This is a genomic window from Rahnella sp. AA (genome assembly GCF_002834385.1).
GTDB lineage: Bacteria > Pseudomonadota > Gammaproteobacteria > Enterobacterales > Enterobacteriaceae > Rahnella.
Genome location: NZ_PITQ01000007.1, coordinates 106,821 through 124,052, shown reverse-complemented (window position 1 = coordinate 124,052; position 17,232 = coordinate 106,821). Strand labels below are relative to the sequence as shown.

Below are 17,232 nucleotides of genomic sequence, written 5' to 3'. Positions count from 1 at the left end.
GGACAGGATGTTAAAAATCGCACAGACCGGAGAGGCACCGGATTACCGTTTCTCTCTGGCAAATGAACGTACTTTTTTGGCGTGGATCCGCACCGCGCTGGGATTTCTGGCCGCCGGCGTCGGGCTGGATCAGCTGGCACCCGATCTCGCCACACCGCACATACGCGCCGCAATATCGCTGTTGCTATGCCTTTTTGCTGCAATGCTGGCGGTTTGCGGTTATATCCGCTGGCTGCGCAATGAAAAAGCTATGCGCCTGCGCCAGGATCTGCCTTACACCCGCAGCCTGCAAATGATCAGCCTGATGGTGGCGCTGATCGCCGTTGCGGTGATGTTGCTGGTGACTTGTGCCCTTTAGCCGGTTACAGCGCAGGATAGCGGATCCGGGGCTTCAGCCGGAAAGGACATCGCTGGCATGGTTTCGCACATTGCTCAGCTACAGCGCCCTGCTGCTCCTGATGTTGCGCCATAATTCGCATCAGAGCAGCCCGTGGTTTTGGCTGATTTTTGCGGTGCTGGCGGCCCTCGTTGTCGTGCTGTACCGTTATGCGAGATTGCGTAATCTGATGGACAGCCGGATCTGCGATTATTCACAGCCTGATGCCCTGCTCGCCAAATTATCTGTTGTGCTGGCGGTGTGTTTTCTGGCCTTGCTGTTTACCGCATTTCATTTGGGGCATTTTCTGTTTTTACCGGGAGGATCGTAATGCGCGGATGCCATGTGATGGCAAAGCCGGCCAGTTCACGCTGCAACATTGACTGCCGTTACTGTTTTTATCTGGAAAAGCCACAGCAGCCGCTGATGGATGATGCGACGCTGGAGGCTTTTATCCGCCAGCACATCGCCGCTCAGCCAGGAAATACGGTGGAATTCGCCTGGCAAGGCGGCGAACCGACGCTGGCCGGATTACCATTTTATCAGCGCGCAGTGAAACTCCAGCAGCGTTATGCCAGTGGCAAAACCATTCACAACAGCCTGCAAACTAACGGCATTTTGCTCAGCGACGCCTGGTGCCAGTTTTTGCAGGAAAATCACTGGCTGGTGGGGATTTCTGTAGATGGTCCGGCGGATTTACACGATGCGCATCGCGTAACCCGCAGCGGTAAACCGACGCACCACCTCGTAACGGCGGCCATTGAAAGACTGCGCGCGCATCACATTGAATTTAACGTGCTGGTGGTAGTAAACAGAAAAAACAGCGCTGAACCGGCACGGTTATACCGCTATCTGAAAACGCTGGGCACGCCTTTCCTGCAATTTATCCCGCTGGTTGAACATGATCAGAACGGCGTTATCAGCAAAGAGTCCGTGTCCGAAGAGGGCTTCGGGCAGTTTCTGAATAACGTGTTTGCGCTATGGGTTAAGGAAGATATCGGGAAAGTGTTTGTGCAGATTTTTGACTCCACGCTCGCCGTATGGAGCGGGTATCCGTCGCAAATGTGCACCTTCAGCGCCACCTGCGGACATGCTTTAGCGCTGGAATCTAACGGTGACGTTTATCAGTGCGACCACTACGTTTATCCCGAATATAAACTGGGCAACCTGCATCAGACGGCCATTGCCGTACTCAATGAAAGTGAAGCCGCTGTCCGTTTCGGTGAAAATAAACAACGGCTATTACCGATGGACTGCCAGACGTGCCCGGTGCTGAAATTGTGCCAGGGAGATTGCCCGAAGCATCGTCATCAGGGTGCAAAAAGCTATCTGTGTAAAAGCTATTACGCCTTTTTCACATACACCGCGCCCTACATGCAAATGATGAGAGATTTGCTGCGCCGGAAACGGCCTCCTGCGGAGCTGATGGCCTTTTTACGTCAGAAATAAAAAAGCGGAGACATTCTCCGCTTCAGGGGATCACTCACTCTTTTTCAGAACCGGTCAAACGGCGGAGAGAACTCCACCTGCCCGTCAGCATCGTTAAGTGCATCTTCAGACAGCGTAAAGAGCTGGAATGCGGTTTCGGTGTCCGGCCAGCGGCAATGCAAACCGTGAGCGGCAGCAGGTTTGAAACCAAAACGGCCATAATAGGACGGCTCGCCCAGCACAACCACCGCGGCATAACCAAATTCATTCAGGGAATCCAGCCCTTCATAAACCAGTTTTTCGCCCAGCCCCTGATGACGCAGGGATTCTTCGACCGCCAGCGGTGCCAGAGCCACCCAGTTGCGATCTTCGCCCTGAATATCGACCGGGCTGAAGGCTACGTACCCCACCACGCCGCCTTCGTCGTCGGTGGCGACAACGCCCAGCGTCAGCAAGCCGTCTTCGCGCAATTGCTGTACCAAATCAGCTTCTGCGCCGCCAGGAAATGACGCGCGCAGCAGGCGGTCAATACCTGCAGCATCGACCGGAATTTCAGTGCGAATCAGCATGGCTCGGCTACCGGAGCTTTCGGCTCGCGGTCCTCTTGCAGTCCCGCTTCGACGAAATCGGCCAGGCGCAGCAGACCATTTTTCAGCAGCAGCGGCATAGTATCAAGATCGATAGAATCCATAAGATTCTTCACGTACAAACCCAACTCGGTGTCACCTTCAATACGCAGACGACGCTGGAAAAACAGCGTATCCGGATCTTCTTTTCGCGCGGCAATCAGAATCAGGTCATTGGCATTGCCGCTAAAACTGACGTCGGCGTCACCATGTTCCGCGATCATCAGTTTGCCTTCTTCCACTGACATCAGCCAGGTCAGGGTCAGATCGCTGACGTCAATTTTCAACCAGCGCCCTTCGAGGAAATCCAGCTCGCCATCGGCCAGTGCCTGACGAAACTGCCAGCTCAGCACCTGTTGTAAAACCTGACGCTGCAACGCAAAGGGCGTGAATTTTAAGGGCACACTCAACAGGGATGGCCCCTGACGAACCATACGTGCACGTAGTTTTTGCAACACTGGCACTACTCCTTTCGGTAACTTTTTCGGCGGTTTGTGGGCAACGATTCATACTATTTTGCCACATCGCCAGTAACGTTCAGCGGTCTACATCAATAAATACTGCAACAGAAAAACCTCGCGTACAACCTCTCCGAGGGTTGCAGGCCTTTCAACGCCGCAGAAACTGCCTCAAATCAAAATATTGCTTCCCTTGCTTCTCTAGAATAGTTCGCCAATCAAAGCCCTGACTGATGAATCAATGACGTCGGCAACTGGCTTTTCATCACCCCCAACCTTTCAGCCCTGGCTGGCCGGTTGCAGTAAGGAACGAGAATGGAGCTACTTTGCCCGGCAGGGAATTTACCTGCACTAAAAGCGGCCATCGATAACGGTGCGGATGCGGTTTATATCGGCCTGAAAGATGACACCAACGCACGCCACTTTGCAGGCCTGAACTTCACGGAGAAGAAATTGCAGGAGGCGGCAAATTACGTTCACCGCCACCGCCGTAAATTGCATATCGCTATCAATACGTTTGCGCACCCTGACGGCTATCAGCGCTGGGAGCGTGCGGTAGATATGGCGGCGCAGCTCGGTGCGGATGCACTGATCCTTGCCGATATTGCCATGCTCGATTACGCCGCGAATAAATATCCCCACGTCGAACGCCACGTTTCAGTACAGGCTTCGGCGACGAATGACGAAGCGATCCGATTCTACAAAAATAATTTTGACGTTGCCCGCGTGGTTTTACCGCGTGTGCTTTCCATGCATCAGGTGCGTCAGCTGTCGCGCACGACAGTCGTCCCGCTGGAAGTGTTTGCGTTTGGCAGCTTGTGCATTATGGCCGAAGGCCGTTGTTATCTATCATCTTATCTGACTGGCGAATCACCCAATACCGTCGGTGCCTGCTCGCCTGCGCGCTTTGTCCGCTGGCAACAGACCGCGCAGGGTATGGAATCCCGCCTGAATGATGTACTGATTGATCGTTATGAAGAAGGTGAAAACGCCGGTTATCCGACGTTGTGCAAAGGCCGCTATCTGGTGGATGGTGCGAAATATCATGCACTGGAAGAACCGACCAGCCTGAATACACTCGAGTTACTGCCGGAACTGTTCGCGGCCAATATTGCCTCGGTGAAGATTGAAGGACGCCAGCGCAGCCCGGCGTATGTCAGCCAGGTAGCGCGTGTCTGGCGGGCGGCAATAGACCGCTGCATGGCCGATCCGCAAAGTTTCAAAACCGATGAAGCCTGGATGAATACGCTGGGTTCCATGTCTGAGGGTACGCAAACCACGCTCGGCGCCTATCACCGTAAGTGGCAGTAATCAAAGAGACGATCATGAAATATTCTTTAGGGGCCATCCTTTATTACTGGCCGAAAGCACAGGTAGAAGATTTTTATCAGGCTGCCGCGGCAAGCAGCGCCGATATCATTTATCTGGGCGAAAATGTCTGTACTAAACGCCGGGAAATGAAAGTCAACAACTGGCTGGAAATTGCGCGCCAACTGGCGGCCACCGGCAAACAGGTCGTTATTTCTACGCTCGCGCTATTGCAGGCGCCGTCTGAACTTAATGAGTTGAAACGTTATGTGGAGAACGGCGAGTTTTTGCTGGAGGCCAATGATTTTGGTGCTGTAAATATGGCCGCCGAGCGCAATCTGCCGTTTGTCGCCGGCCACGCGCTGAACTGCTATAACGCGGTCACGCTGAAGTTACTGCAGAAGCAGGGCATGATGCGCTGGTGTATGCCCGTCGAGCTTTCCCGCGACTGGTTGGTGAACCTGCTGAATCAGTGTCAGGAACTGGGTATCCGCGATAAATTTGAAGTCGAAGTGCTGTCGTACGGGCATCTTCCGCTGGCCTATTCGGCGCGCTGCTTCACCGCCCGTTCAGAAAACCGGGCAAAGGATGAATGCGAAACCTGCTGCATTAATTATCCGCAGGGCCGCAAAATGATGTCACAAGAAAACCAGCAGGTCTTTGTGCTCAACGGCATCCAGACGCAAAGTGGCTATTGCTACAATCTGGGCAATGAACTGACGTCGATGCAGGGGCTGGTGGATATCGTTCGTCTGTCACCGGAAACGATGGACACCCTTACCACGCTGGAAGCATTCCGCACCAATGAACGCGGGCTACATCCGCTGACGCTCACCGACAGAGCCGACTGCAACGGCTACTGGCAACGCGTCGCCGGGCTTGAATTACGCCACTGACGGCAACGGGTTTGTGAAAAGGGATATGGCTTTACGGCCCTATCCCTTTTTTGATCACGAATTTCGGTGTTTTGGTCTGAACATGGCCCGCAGACGAACACCGTCGCGCAGCATGCCCACCGCAATTCCAATAAACGTGTAAAAAACGCAAAGTATCAACAGCATCATGATATCTCCGCCAACGTCTTTAAACGGAAGTCCCATCTGATTCACCCCCGCAATCGCTTTGGTCGCCCAGGTCGAGGGCAGCATCGAAGAAACTGCCCTGACCCACGCGGGCATCGCCTGCAACGGCCAGATGGTGCCGGAAATGTAAAAGACCGGCGTCGTCACAAAGGCCAGCGTCAGGTAGATCAGTTCCACGCTGCGCAGGCATTCCGTGACCAGTTTGCCTAATCCTAGGACGGCCAGTAAAAACGGGAACGTCAGCAGCAGAATTTCAGGAATGCTGGCCGTCTGCCGGTATCCCAACACCCACGGCCACAAGACGAACAGGACAATCGACAGGAATAACCAGACCGGGATCAGCGCGGAAATCCCGCCGAGAAAGGCCGGTATTGCCGGTTTCCCGGAAGGCCCGCTGTTGAGCACAATGCTGACACGCACGCTGGCGATCAGCAGTGAGTGCTGTAATAACATGACCAGAAGACCGGGAAAGATAATCGCCGCGAAGCTGATGCCGGGATTAAAGACATCCAGCGACTGCCCGATAATCGGCGACAACACCACGCTGGCCTGCCGCTCGCTGAAACCGTTGCTGAGCAGTAAATCCGTGTTGTATTGCGTGAGGATCGCCTGATACGCCGCGAGCACGTCCTGCTGGATTTGCCCGTTCGCCAGACGGTTGGTGGCATCACCATAAACCGGGATCACGATGTTTTCACCGGCGAGGATCTTCTTCTCCAGATCCACCGGCATGATGATCACCGCGAACAATTTGCGCAACGCCAGATCGCGTTCGGCATCGGCGAGATTATCGTAGTGATTAGTTTCAACTTTCGACGTGGCGTCCAGCTGACGGGTCAGCATGCGGCTGGCGGTGCTGTGATCCTGATCGATAACGGCGACCGGCAGATCCCAGACGGTACGGTTAGCGTAAACCAGGCTCATCACGCACAGCGAAAGCAGCAGCATCATCCACATCGGTTTATCGAGCAAACCGGTCAGCACTTTGCTGAAGGTTCCCCACCAGGTTTTGAACCATTCGCGACGGGTCATTGTCCTGGCTCCTGTTGCTTCATGCGCATATACAGACGCTTACGCACCAGCACACCGGTCAGCAGCGGATAAATCAGCAGAATGCAGCACACCATCAGAATGCCGCGCAGCGATACCTGACGCAGGAAAACGTCAAACATTGCCGCCAGCGCGTAACTCAGGGGTTCGATACCGGAAATAATGCGCGCCGGCAGCGGCATCGATAACACCGGAACGGCCATACCGGAGAAGGTCAGTGCGATACTGACGAAAATCCCCATCATGGTGTAGGCGGTGATGGTCGTTTTCGTGAAGGTAAACAACAGCAGGCCGAGGCTTTGCGCGGCGATCACGTAAAAGAAGCCGATCACCAGCATATACAACGGATTACCGCTGACCCTTGCATCGAAAAAGCCCACGAGCATGGCGATTTCCACCATCAGCAAGGTGGTGAAACACAGCGTGTACGGCGCAAGTTTACCGAGCAGCGCGAGCGTAAATGACGGCGCACTGAGCAGCGCCTGACTGCGCGCCATCACGTAAATCATGCAGGTAACGGTGAAAAGCTGCAAAAGGTGGATGGTGGCGGCGAATTGCTGGTAGTAAATGTAGCTGCCGCTGGCGTTGAACAGGCTGCCGTAAGAGAGATCGACGCTCGCCAGTGACGGCAATGTTTTGCCGATTTCCGTCGCGATAATCGACCGGTAGCTGGTGTTAAGTTCAGTGATCAGCCCGCTGAAATCTTGCGTGGAATACAACCCGGCACCGTAAAACAGGGCGTTGTAATACAGGACCGCACTCGGCTGTTTACCGGCCAACACGTCGGCTTCGAAGTTCACCGGAATATACAATAATGCGTAATCCTGTGCGGTGCGCAGACGGTATTCCGCTTCCGGTAATCCGCCTTCAAAGGCCTGAACGTGCGCATGAGAACCTGCGTCGAGTTTGCGGGTCAGCGTTTTGGATAAAGTACTGTGATCGTTATCCACCACTGAAACGGGCAAATCCAGCAAGGTACCTTCCGAGAAATTGCTGCTGATCAGGCCGAACAGGAGCAAAGGGAAAATCCAGCACAGCCAGTGGATCACTGGCTTACGAAAGGCGTAATTTGCCTCGCGGGTAAAAGCACGACTGAAACAGCGCCATGCGGCTTTTATCCTTTCACTGCGCGGCGCTTTAACCGGCTTCACTTCGCCTTCCACTGCCAAAGCGCGCTCATGCCCTGGCGCAGTCCGGGAACCGGTTTGGCAGGATACAGACGAACTTCAAAGGTTTTTAGATCGAAGTCACCGGTCGCGCGCGTTGCACGTTTGGTGGCGTAATCACCGAGCGGCGCGATATAACGCACTTCGGCTTCAATCATTTCATTATTTAGCGCAGGCACGCGCATTTGCACTTTGTCGCCTTTACGCACGCCCGCCAGAATGTCTTCACGCAGGTTAAACACGAAATAGGCATCAGGCAGACGGACTAACGTCAGCAACGGGCTGGACGCACTTTGCAACTCGCCGACCTCTACCGGAATAGGTCCGACTTCGCCGTCCACCGGTGCTTTAACCTGTAAATCATCGGTCTGCGCTTTCACTTCCAGCAAATCTTCTTCCGCCTGACGCAATTGAGCCGCATAGCTTGCGCGCTGCTCCACGCGATCGCCATTAACACCTTCGTCCAGATTGGCTTTGGCGACTAAAACCTGTGCATAAGCGCTGTCGCGAGCACGGCGGGAGTCTTCTAAATCAGAAGCGGAAATAAAGCCTTTTGCAGCAACTTTGGCATTACGGTTATAGAGGTCGCGGGCATTAACATACTCGGCCTGAGATTGCGCCAGCGTCGCTTTCAGGTTACGGATGCTTTCTTCACGCGTCCCGTTAACAGAGAGTTCAAGCTGTGCTTTGGCCTGATCGCGTGCGGCTTCCAGCGCACGGAGCTGCGCCATCATTTCCGGACTGTCGAGAGTAATCAGCAACTGCCCTGCTTTTACGTCATCGCCACGTTCGACATGACGTTCAATCACGCGGCCTTTGGCTTTCGACGCGACAATGACTTCAGGCGCATCGACTTCGCCCTGAAGCAGGAGATCTTCGTTATGCGCACGAAATAAAACAGCCAAAGAAACCACAACCGCCACCAGCAGCAGGGTTAATAACATTCGTTTACTCATTGATACCACGTCCTTTTTGTTCGCCTGAATTATTTACCGGCATTGGTTTTCCCTTCCATCATTGTCCCTGCCTGCTTTCGCGGCCCTTTCAGGCGCATTTTTTACTTCAATGAAATCATAGCGGGATGAACAGAGACTTTTTAACACAAAACAACATATTGGCTAAAATTATAGTCTAGGTGACTTCAATCTAATTTAAGCATGTTTAAACAGAAATTAAGGGCACAAATGCCGTATTCAATGAACACGTAATGGGTAATACTCGGTTTAATTATGAGCGGAATGCACCCTTTCCCCTCCTCATCATCAACGAGTGAGCCGTGATTATGTCTGATAAAAACACCGTTCCCCTTTCCGTGCTCGATCTGGCACCCGTCCCGCAAGGTGCTGATCCGGCGAAGGCTTTTCAATGTTCTCTGAGTCTGGCGCAAAACGCCGAGAAATGGGGCTATCAGCGCTACTGGATGGCAGAACACCACAACATGACCGGCATCGCGAGCGCAGCGACGTCCGTTTTGCTGGGCTATATTGCGGGCGGGACGAAAACTATCCGCGTGGGTTCCGGTGGCGTGATGCTGCCAAACCATTCGCCGCTGGTGATTGCTGAACAATTCGGGACGCTGGCGACGCTCTATCCGAACCGTGTCGATCTTGGCCTGGGTCGCGCACCGGGGACTGACCAGCGCACGATGGTTGCGCTGCGCCGTCATCTTTCCGGGGAGATTGATAATTTCCCGCAGGATGTTCAGGAATTGCAGATGTATTTCGGCGACGTACAGCCGCAGCAAGCCGTCCAGGCGGTTCCGGGTCAGGGCCTGCATGTGCCAATCTGGCTGCTGGGTTCCAGCCTGTACAGCGCGCAACTCGCCGCCGCACTTGGCCTGCCGTTTGCCTTTGCATCGCACTTTGCGCCGGACATGCTGTATCAGGCGCTGGCAATTTATCGCAGTAAATTCCAGCCTTCCGCGCAGCTCGAAAAGCCGTATGCAATGGTGTGTATCAATGCGATTGCCGCAGATACAGACGAAGAAGCGCAGCGGATGTTTACGTCGAACCAGCAGCAGTTCATCAATTTACGCCGCGGCATGCCGGGGAAATTACCGGCACCGGTCGATAACATTGAAAGCCTGTGGTCAGCGTCAGAACGCTTTGGCGTAGATAATGCACTGCGGATGTCAGTCGTCGGCAATAAAGAGTCGATTCGTCAGGGTTTGCAAAACATTTTGCGCGAAACCGAAGCCGATGAGCTGATGATTAACGGGCAGATTTTTAATCATGAAGCACGCCTGCGTTCATTCGAAATCGTCTCTCAGTTGCAGGGCGATTTGGTGAAAGAACAGCGCATCGGATAAACGTTGCGGTAAATGGCAGACGAAAAAAAACCAGCCCGTTAAAAAGGCTGGTTTTTTATTATCTGAAGTTCAGCGAACTGAAGTCAGACTATTATGCGTCAGTAGTACGACGTGGTGCGCGGCTTGGCGGACGACGGTCGCCGGCTGCTGAAGAACCTTCACGACGGTCGCCATTGAAAGAACGTGGAGCACCGTTACCACGGCCACCTTCACGACGTTCGCCATTGAACGGACGCGGAGCACCGTTACCACGACGCTCACCACCAGCACCTGCCGGACGGTCGCGACGCGGAGCCTGTGGCTGCGCATCACCGATCAACTGCATGTTCATCGGTTTGTTCAGGATACGGGTACGGGTGAAGTGAGACAGAATCTCGCCCGGCATACCCTTTGGCAACTCGATAGTGGAGTGCGTACCGAACAGTTTGATGTTACCGATATAACGGCTGCTGATGTCGCCTTCGTTAGCGATAGCGCCAACGATGTGGCGAACTTCAACACCATCATCGCGGCCCACTTCGATACGATACAGTTCCATATCGCCAGCGTCACGACGCTCACGACGTGGGCTGTCGCCATCACGTGCAGGGCGGTCGCTGTTACGCGCCGGACGGTCACGACGATCGCCACGGTCACCGCGGTCGCCACGATCTTCGAATTCACGACGTGGTGGACGGCTTTTGAACGGCTGATCAGCAGGAACGATCAGAGGACGTTCGCCCTGTGCCATTTTCAGCAGTGCAGCGGCCAGCGTTTCGATATCCAGCTCTTCTGCAGGTTGCAGTTTAGCCAGCAGAGCGCGGTACTGATCCAGATCGCTGCTTTCCAGTTGTTGCTGAACTTTTGCTGCGAACTTAGCCAGACGACGTTCGCCCAGAACTTCTGCAGTTGGGATTTCAACTTCTGGAATGGTCAGCTTCATTGTACGTTCAATGTTGCGCAGCAGACGACGTTCGCGGTTCTCAACGAACAGCAATGCGCGACCTGCACGACCTGCACGACCGGTACGGCCGATACGGTGAACGTAAGATTCTGAGTCCATCGGGATGTCGTAGTTAACAACCAGGCTGATACGTTCTACGTCGAGACCACGTGCTGCCACGTCAGTTGCGATCAGAATGTCCAGACGGCCATCTTTCAGACGTTCCAGAGTCTGCTCACGCAGTGCCTGGTTCATGTCACCGTTCAGTGCAGCGCTGCTGTAGCCGCTACGTTCCAGTGCTTCTGCCACTTCCAGCGTTGCGTTTTTGGTACGAACGAAGATGATCGCCGCATCAAAATCTTCTGCTTCCAGGAAACGAACCAGCGCTTCGTTTTTACGCAGGCCGTATACAGACCAGTAGCTCTGGCTGATGTCCGGACGCGTTGTCACGCTTGACTGGATACGCACTTCCTGAGGCTCTTTCATGAAGCGACGGGTAATGCGACGGATAGCTTCTGGCATGGTTGCAGAGAACAGCGCGGTCTGATGTTCAGCCGGGATCTGCGCCATGATAGTTTCGACGTCTTCGATGAAGCCCATACGCAGCATTTCATCAGCTTCGTCCAGCACCAGACCGCTCAGGTTAGAGAGGTTCAGGGTGCCGCGTTTCAGGTGGTCCAGCAGACGGCCCGGGGTACCTACAACAACTTGTGGACCCTGACGCAGTGCGCGCAGCTGAACGTCATAGCGCTGGCCGCCGTAAAGGGCAACCACATTCACGCCATGCATATGTTTAGAGAAATCAGTCATTGCCTCAGCAACCTGAACCGCCAGTTCGCGGGTGGGTGCCAGAACAAGAATTTGTGGTGCTTTCAGTGAAGCATCGATGTTGTGCAGCAGCGGTAAAGAGAACGCTGCGGTTTTACCGGAACCTGTCTGAGCCATACCCAGAACGTCGCGGCCATTTAACAGGTGAGGAATACACTCAGCCTGGATTGGTGATGGTTTTTCGTAGCCCAAATCAGTCAGGGCAGAAATGATCGGAGCAGACAGCCCCAGGTCAGCAAAAGAGGTTTCAAGCTCAGTAGTCATGTACACGTGCCTCATTAATAATGGCAGCCAGTCTACATAACTCGTCGAGAAAATTTTCAGTCATTTTCATTGAAAAGTGTGAACCGGCTCAAATTAGATTATAAAACGAACAAAGCAACCCTCGCCCGTTAAGGCGCTTAAAAATGGTGAATACCATGATTAAAAAGGCTGATTGGTGTCGTCAGCTATTGCTGGTCCGATTCTGATAGGTCGTCTTGCTCATGGCCCAAAAGCGCCAATTCCAACAATGCATAGCGGTGCTCAACAAAGTTATGAACGTTGTTAGCTACCGTCAGTTTGAACAGTGCCGCGGCGCTGTTCTTGTCCCCCAGACTTAGGTAATGCTTACCTAAATAGAAGTCAGTTTCACTGAGATGCTCAGCGAGCGAAGTGTTATCCGTTGCTTCTGCCTTGAGGCGTTCCATCAGCGTAGATTCGCTGATCTTGCCCAGGTAGAATTCGACGATATTCCATCCCCATTGCCCTCTGTCCGCTTTGTCATAACGCTGTTGAAGCGCTACTTCGGCATTCTTCGGATTGATTTCTCGCTCCGCAAGGTAAAGCCATAACGAACGGAAGGGATCATTTGGATCGTCTCGATAAAACGCCTGCAGATCATCCTGCGCTAACGAGAATCGGCCACCGTAATACAGTGCGATACCTCGGTTCAAACGCGCGTAGTTGTAAGTTGGATCAAGCTCTAGTACAGAATCAAACGCTTCATAGGCAGCATCGAAATTGCCTGCCTGCGTTAGGTAAATCCCCAGGTAGTTAAAAACTTCTGGCATATCAGGACGAATAGACAGCGCTTGTGAAAAATCATTTCGCGCCAGTGCTCTTAGCCCGAGACTATCATACAGCACACCGCGCTCATATAATAGCTGTGCTCTCTCATCATCAGTCAATGACCGGCTGGCAAGTATTTGTTCCATGCGTGCCAGGATGACTTCCTGCTGCAACGTCGGTTGCAACGGAATCGCCAGAACTTCATTTTTACGCCAATCATGGTTGCTGCATCCTGCCAACATAAGTGCTGTCGCAACATAACACCAGCGCAAGAAAGGCTTCATTTCTACTCCCGGAGACAAACATTGGATGAACGTCCTGTCATCCGCTTGCTTAACACAAACGCATCCTGCGTTCATGAGACGAACAGCTCCCGTCCAGCTGGAAAGGAGCTGTAAAACTTCTGTTACAGATTATTCTGCTGCAGGTTGCTCAGTTGTTTCGTCCTGAGCGGGTGCGGTAGCTTCTTTGATGCTCAGACGCACACGACCCTGACGGTCAACTTCCAGAACTTTAACCGGAACTTCCTGGCCCATCTGCAGGTAATCAGTCACTTTCTCAACACGCTTATCAGCGATTTGAGAAATGTGAACCAGACCTTCTTTACCGCCGCCGATGGCAACAAACGCACCAAAGTCTACGATACGGGTCACTTTACCCTGATAGATACGACCCACTTCGATTTCTGCAGTGATCTCTTCGATACGACGGATAGCGTATTTCGCTTTCTCGCCGTCGGTTGCTGCGATTTTCACAGTACCGTCATCTTCGATTTCGATAGTGGTGCCAGTTTCTTCAGTCAGAGCACGGATCACAGAACCACCTTTACCGATCACGTCCTTGATTTTGTCCGGGCTGATCTTGATAGTGTGAATGCGTGGAGCAAACTGAGAGATATCGCCACGTGGTGTGCTGATAGCCTGTTCCATCACGCCCAGAATGTGCAGACGCGCACCCTTAGCCTGGTTCAGAGCCACCTGCATGATTTCGCGGGTGATACCTTCGATTTTAATGTCCATCTGCAGCGCGGTGATACCGTCGCGGCTACCGGCCACTTTGAAGTCCATGTCGCCCAAGTGATCTTCATCACCCAGGATATCGGACAGAACGACAAAGCTGTCGTCTTCTTTAACCAGGCCCATTGCGATACCCGCAACAGCGGCTTTAATCGGAACACCCGCGTCCATCAGGGCCAGGGAAGCGCCACAAACAGAAGCCATTGAAGATGAACCGTTGGATTCGGTGATTTCAGAAACTACACGTACGGTGTACGGGAAGTCTTCTGGTTTTGGCATCATTGCCAGCACGCCACGTTTAGCAAGACGGCCATGGCCAATCTCACGACGTTTTGGCGAACCAACCATACCTGTTTCACCTACAGAGTACGGAGGGAAGTTGTAGTGGAACAGGAAGCTATCAGTCTTCTCGCCCATCAGCTCATCCAGATTCTGCGCATCACGTGCAGTACCCAGAGTTGCGGTAACCAGAGCCTGAGTTTCACCACGGGTGAACAGCGCAGAACCGTGGGTACGTGGCAGAACGCCAGTACGCACGTCCAGACCGCGGATCATGTCTTTTTCACGGCCATCGATACGTGGCTCACCACGCAGAACACGGCTACGAACCACATTCTTCTCGATGCTGCCCAGGATGTCGGAGATTTCGCCCGCATCCAGAGATTCGTCTTCAGCTTGCAGAGCCTGAACAACGTCAGATTTGATGACATTGATCTGAGCGTAACGATCTTGTTTATCAGTGATCAGGTAAGCATCACCCAGACGGGTTTCAGACAGCGCAGCAACGCGAGCGTGCAGCTCAGCGTTAACAGCTTCAGGCTGCCATTCCCATTTAGGTTTGCCCGCTTCTGCAACCAGAGCGTTGATATTGTCGATAACGATTTGCTGTTGGTCATGGCCGAATACCACCGCACCCAACATCTGATCTTCGCTCAGCACTTCGGCTTCAGATTCAACCATCAGAACTGCGCCCTGAGTACCCGCTACAACCAGATCCAGACGGCTGGTTTTCAGCTCATCGGCAGTTGGGTTCAGAACGTACTGGTCGTTGATGTAACCTACGCGAGCTGCACCGATTGGGCCACTGAATGGAATACCAGACAGGCTCAGGGCAGCAGATGCACCGATCATCGCAACGATGTCCGGGTTAACTTGTGGGTTCAGGGAAACCACAGTCGCGATAACCTGAACTTCATTCAGGAAACCTTCCGGGAACAGAGGACGGATCGGACGGTCAATCAGACGGGAAGTCAGTGTTTCGCCTTCGCTTGGACGGCCTTCACGACGGAAGAAGCTACCCGGGATACGACCAGCAGCGTAAGTACGCTCCTGATAGTTAACCGTCAGCGGGAAGAAGCTCTGACCTGGTTTCGCTTTTTTCTGGCCAACAACGGTAACGAATACCGCGGTGTCGTCCATGCTAACCATAACAGCTGCAGTGGCCTGACGAGCCATCATGCCGGTTTCCAGCGTAACGGTGTGCTGGCCGTATTGGAACTTACGAATAGTCGGATTAAGCAATGTAATATCCTTGTTTGTGGCGCGCAGCTGTTATGACAGCAGTTCACACCGATAAATATCCGAGCTTCTCACTACATTCTCGCGACTAATGACAATCCTTATTGGCCTGACGTTGTGGCAATAAAGTCTCTCATTAGCCGCGCGAAAACATCTGTAACGGAAGTTCATGTTCTTAGAATAGCAATAGAAACAGCAGCCATACAGTAACCTGATTTGCTGATGCTTCCTAGAATAAAGGGGCCTATTGGCCCCTTTACACTGAAACTCGCTTGATTAGCGACGCAGACCCAGACGTTCGATCAGGCTGGTGTAACGTGCTACATCTTTACGCTTCAGGTAGTCCAGCAGTTTACGACGCTGAGAAACCATACGCAGCAGACCACGACGGCTGTGGTGATCTTTTTTGTGCTCTGCAAAGTGACCTTGCAGATGGTTAATTTGAGCAGTCAGCAGAGCAACCTGAACTTCGGTAGAACCACTGTCGTTAGTGCCACGACCGAAGTCGGAAACGATTTGAGCTTTAGCTTCAACGCTTAGAGACATAATCTTACTCCAAAATATTATAGATAATTAAACGGGAGCCGATCTCTAATTCAGCTACCCAATGCATAAGCTGCGCTATTCTACCCTTTGCTATATATGATCGCAAGGTGAGCAGAGAGCGCTTAATCCGTGTATTCGACGACTAAACGACGTGGCGCAATGCGGCCATCATCATCTATTTCGCCCACACCGATAAACTTACGTTCTTCGCCTTCGGTGATGCGAACCATGCCACTCGCCGGCGCACCAGATGCCTGAACAGGTTGACCCTGTTTAACATATCCGGCCACCACGGGCAGCAGATTCACTTCCGGGAAGTCTTCACATGCGCTGTCCATCGGCAGCAACAACGGATCCAGCAAAAGACGAGGCTCTATGCCCTGCTCTTCAGCCTGAGCCATCAATTCATGGAGTTTTTCCATGGTGACCATACGCTCAGAAGGATAGGTTGCGACCTGCAAACGACGCAGATAAGTCACGTGTGCACCACATCCCAACTTCTCGCCGAGATCGTCGACAATGGTACGGATGTAAGTACCTTTTGAGCAGTGAATTTCCAGCTCAACTTCAAAACCTTCCCAGCGGATGAACGTCAGTTCATACACTGTGATACTGCGCGATTCACGCGGGACTTCAATGCCCTGGCGCGCGTACTCATAAAGCTTCTTCCCTTCGTATTTCAGTGCGGAATACATCGAAGGAATTTGCTGGGTTTCCCCGCGAAAGCTGTCGAGTGCGTCATCCAGTTGCTGCTGACTGAAGGTCACTTCACGTTCAGAAATGATGTCCCCTTCAGCGTCAGACGTGTCAGTACGCTGCCCCATACGGGCAATAACGCGATAACGCTTATCGGAATCGAGCAGGAATCGTGAAAACTTGGTAGCTTCACCTAAGCACAGCGGCAACATGCCGGTGGCCAGGGGATCCAAAGCACCTGTATGCCCTGCGCGGTTAGCGTTATAGAGACGTTTAACCTTTTGCAGAGCATCGTTGGAAGACAAGCCAAGCGATTTGTCCAGTAGCAGAACGCCGTGAATATCACGGCCGCGGCGACGTGGGCGACTCATTATACTTCCTCGTCATCACCTGCAGCTGAACGACGTTCAGCATCGTTTTTCACAACGTTGGTCACCAGGTTAGACATACGCATACCTTCAACCAAAGAGTTGTCATAAGCGAAAGTCAGTTCCGGGACGACACGCAAACGCATTGCTTTGCCGATCAGCGTACGGATGAAACCGGATGCGTCCTGCAAAGCTTTGATGCCATTTTTGACACGATCGGGATCGTGATTGTCAGTGGTCAGAACGTCCAGGAAGGTCACGAAGACTTTGGCATAAGCCAGATCGCGTGAAACTTCAACGCCTGAAACTGTCGCCATTCCTACGCGTGGGTCTTTGACTTCACGCTGTAAAATGATAGCGATTTCTTTTTGCATCTCCTGAGAGACGCGCTGAGTACGGCTAAATTCTTTTGCCATGATGCTTTTCTCCTCACTTGATCCAGACGAATAAGGGGGCGCAAGGCCCCCCATCTGGATATCAGCTACT

18 protein-coding genes are annotated in these 17,232 nt (G+C 52.9%); 6 read left to right on the top strand and 12 right to left on the bottom strand.

The genetic code is table 11. The features are described from left to right. Positions 1-7: 7 nt before the first annotated feature. From CWS43_RS17340 to CWS43_RS17330, 3 genes are read left to right on the top strand one after another with little or no spacing between them, the layout of a single operon-like run. Positions 8-358, top strand: a complete 351-nt coding sequence (locus CWS43_RS17340) for a YidH family protein (protein WP_101078338.1) — start codon at positions 8-10, stop codon at positions 356-358. Then, a complete protein-coding gene (locus CWS43_RS17335) occupies positions 348-707 on the top strand; it encodes a DUF202 domain-containing protein (protein ID WP_101078337.1) in 360 nt (119 codons plus the stop codon). The genes CWS43_RS17340 and CWS43_RS17335 overlap by 11 nt, the downstream gene beginning before the upstream one ends. Beyond that, positions 707-1,825 (top strand): anaerobic sulfatase maturase, encoded by a 1,119-nt coding sequence (locus CWS43_RS17330; protein ID WP_157825411.1) that lies wholly within the window; start codon positions 707-709, stop codon positions 1,823-1,825. Before CWS43_RS17335 ends, CWS43_RS17330 begins: the two co-directional genes overlap by 1 nt. Positions 1,826-1,869: 44 nt before the next feature. Here the strand turns inward: CWS43_RS17330 and CWS43_RS17325 are convergent, their stop codons facing one another. After that, complete coding sequence (locus CWS43_RS17325; RefSeq protein ID WP_101078336.1) at positions 1,870-2,373, bottom strand: GNAT family N-acetyltransferase; 504 nt, start codon at positions 2,371-2,373, stop codon at positions 1,870-1,872. Further along, on the bottom strand, positions 2,367-2,888 hold the full coding sequence (locus tag CWS43_RS17320; protein WP_101078335.1) for an SCP2 domain-containing protein: 522 nt from the start codon (positions 2,886-2,888) through the stop codon (positions 2,367-2,369). The genes CWS43_RS17325 and CWS43_RS17320 overlap by 7 nt, the downstream gene beginning before the upstream one ends. 315 nt (positions 2,889-3,203) lie before the next feature. Here CWS43_RS17320 and CWS43_RS17315 point away from each other — a divergent pair, with 315 nt between their 5' ends. Both CWS43_RS17315 and CWS43_RS17310 read left to right on the top strand, forming a co-directional pair. Next, a complete protein-coding gene (locus tag CWS43_RS17315; RefSeq protein WP_101078334.1) occupies positions 3,204-4,199 on the top strand; it encodes a peptidase U32 family protein in 996 nt (331 codons plus the stop codon). Between the two features lie 14 nt (positions 4,200-4,213). After that, positions 4,214-5,092: a U32 family peptidase gene (locus CWS43_RS17310; RefSeq protein ID WP_101078333.1), complete on the top strand. Its 879-nt coding sequence runs from the start codon at positions 4,214-4,216 to the stop codon at positions 5,090-5,092. Between the two features lie 54 nt (positions 5,093-5,146). On the opposite strand, the gene CWS43_RS17305 is transcribed toward CWS43_RS17310, so the two are convergent. The 3 genes from CWS43_RS17305 to CWS43_RS17295 are packed head-to-tail and all read right to left on the bottom strand — an operon-like array spanning position 5,147 to position 8,450. Then, complete coding sequence (locus tag CWS43_RS17305; protein ID WP_101078332.1) at positions 5,147-6,310, bottom strand: ABC transporter permease; 1,164 nt, start codon at positions 6,308-6,310, stop codon at positions 5,147-5,149. Further along, positions 6,307-7,479 carry an ABC transporter permease gene (locus CWS43_RS17300; protein WP_101078331.1) on the bottom strand — a complete coding sequence of 391 codons (1,173 nt, stop codon included), beginning with the start codon at positions 7,477-7,479 and terminating at the stop codon, positions 6,307-6,309. Before CWS43_RS17300 ends, CWS43_RS17305 begins: the two co-directional genes overlap by 4 nt. Further along, complete coding sequence (locus tag CWS43_RS17295; protein WP_101078330.1) at positions 7,476-8,450, bottom strand: HlyD family secretion protein; 975 nt, start codon at positions 8,448-8,450, stop codon at positions 7,476-7,478. The genes CWS43_RS17300 and CWS43_RS17295 overlap by 4 nt, the downstream gene beginning before the upstream one ends. A 326-nt stretch (positions 8,451-8,776) precedes the next feature. On the opposite strand from CWS43_RS17295, the gene CWS43_RS17290 reads away from it, so the two are divergent. Further along, positions 8,777-9,802, top strand: a complete 1,026-nt coding sequence (locus CWS43_RS17290; protein WP_101078329.1) for a luciferase-like monooxygenase — start codon at positions 8,777-8,779, stop codon at positions 9,800-9,802. A 91-nt stretch (positions 9,803-9,893) separates the two neighbouring features. On the opposite strand, the gene CWS43_RS17285 is transcribed toward CWS43_RS17290, so the two are convergent. From CWS43_RS17285 to rbfA, 7 genes are all read right to left on the bottom strand, one after another. Continuing rightward, positions 9,894-11,816, bottom strand: a complete 1,923-nt coding sequence (locus CWS43_RS17285) for a DEAD/DEAH family ATP-dependent RNA helicase (RefSeq protein WP_101078328.1) — start codon at positions 11,814-11,816, stop codon at positions 9,894-9,896. After that, a complete protein-coding gene (yrbN, locus tag CWS43_RS27795) occupies positions 11,806-11,880 on the bottom strand; it encodes a protein YrbN (protein WP_223499600.1) in 75 nt (24 codons plus the stop codon). The genes CWS43_RS17285 and yrbN overlap by 11 nt, the downstream gene beginning before the upstream one ends. Positions 11,881-12,001: 121 nt before the next feature. Next, entirely contained in the window at positions 12,002-12,886 is an 885-nt protein-coding gene (gene nlpI / locus CWS43_RS17275; protein ID WP_101078327.1) for a lipoprotein NlpI, read from the bottom strand. A gap of 129 nt (positions 12,887-13,015) precedes the next feature. Further along, a complete protein-coding gene (pnp, locus tag CWS43_RS17270; RefSeq protein ID WP_101078326.1) occupies positions 13,016-15,139 on the bottom strand; it encodes a polyribonucleotide nucleotidyltransferase in 2,124 nt (707 codons plus the stop codon). 273 nt (positions 15,140-15,412) lie between these two features. After that, positions 15,413-15,682 carry a 30S ribosomal protein S15 gene (rpsO, locus tag CWS43_RS17265; RefSeq protein ID WP_014333706.1) on the bottom strand — a complete coding sequence of 90 codons (270 nt, stop codon included), beginning with the start codon at positions 15,680-15,682 and terminating at the stop codon, positions 15,413-15,415. A gap of 122 nt (positions 15,683-15,804) precedes the next feature. Further along, on the bottom strand, positions 15,805-16,749 hold the full coding sequence (gene truB / locus CWS43_RS17260; RefSeq protein WP_101078325.1) for a tRNA pseudouridine(55) synthase TruB: 945 nt from the start codon (positions 16,747-16,749) through the stop codon (positions 15,805-15,807). Beyond that, the gene (gene rbfA, locus CWS43_RS17255; RefSeq protein ID WP_101078324.1) at positions 16,749-17,162 is read right to left on the bottom strand and encodes a 30S ribosome-binding factor RbfA; all 414 of its coding nucleotides are present in this window, start codon (positions 17,160-17,162) and stop codon (positions 16,749-16,751) included. Before rbfA ends, truB begins: the two co-directional genes overlap by 1 nt. Positions 17,163-17,232: the final 70 nt, after the last annotated feature.

Coding starts and splice junctions, on each gene's coding strand:
- CWS43_RS17340 (WP_101078338.1), top strand. CDS start 8: ATGTTAAAAATCGCACAGACCGGAGAGGCACCGGATTACCGTTTCTCT.
- CWS43_RS17330 (WP_157825411.1), top strand. CDS start 707: ATGCGCGGATGCCATGTGATGGCAAAGCCGGCCAGTTCACGCTGCAAC.
- CWS43_RS17325 (WP_101078336.1), bottom strand. CDS start 2,373: ATGCTGATTCGCACTGAAATTCCGGTCGATGCTGCAGGTATTGACCGC.
- CWS43_RS17315 (WP_101078334.1), top strand. CDS start 3,204: ATGGAGCTACTTTGCCCGGCAGGGAATTTACCTGCACTAAAAGCGGCC.
- CWS43_RS17310 (WP_101078333.1), top strand. CDS start 4,214: ATGAAATATTCTTTAGGGGCCATCCTTTATTACTGGCCGAAAGCACAG.
- CWS43_RS17305 (WP_101078332.1), bottom strand. CDS start 6,310: ATGACCCGTCGCGAATGGTTCAAAACCTGGTGGGGAACCTTCAGCAAA.
- CWS43_RS17295 (WP_101078330.1), bottom strand. CDS start 8,450: ATGAGTAAACGAATGTTATTAACCCTGCTGCTGGTGGCGGTTGTGGTT.
- CWS43_RS17290 (WP_101078329.1), top strand. CDS start 8,777: ATGTCTGATAAAAACACCGTTCCCCTTTCCGTGCTCGATCTGGCACCC.
- CWS43_RS17285 (WP_101078328.1), bottom strand. CDS start 11,816: ATGACTACTGAGCTTGAAACCTCTTTTGCTGACCTGGGGCTGTCTGCT.
- nlpI (WP_101078327.1), bottom strand. CDS start 12,886: ATGAAGCCTTTCTTGCGCTGGTGTTATGTTGCGACAGCACTTATGTTG.
- rpsO (WP_014333706.1), bottom strand. CDS start 15,682: ATGTCTCTAAGCGTTGAAGCTAAAGCTCAAATCGTTTCCGACTTCGGT.
- truB (WP_101078325.1), bottom strand. CDS start 16,749: ATGAGTCGCCCACGTCGCCGCGGCCGTGATATTCACGGCGTTCTGCTA.
- rbfA (WP_101078324.1), bottom strand. CDS start 17,162: ATGGCAAAAGAATTTAGCCGTACTCAGCGCGTCTCTCAGGAGATGCAA.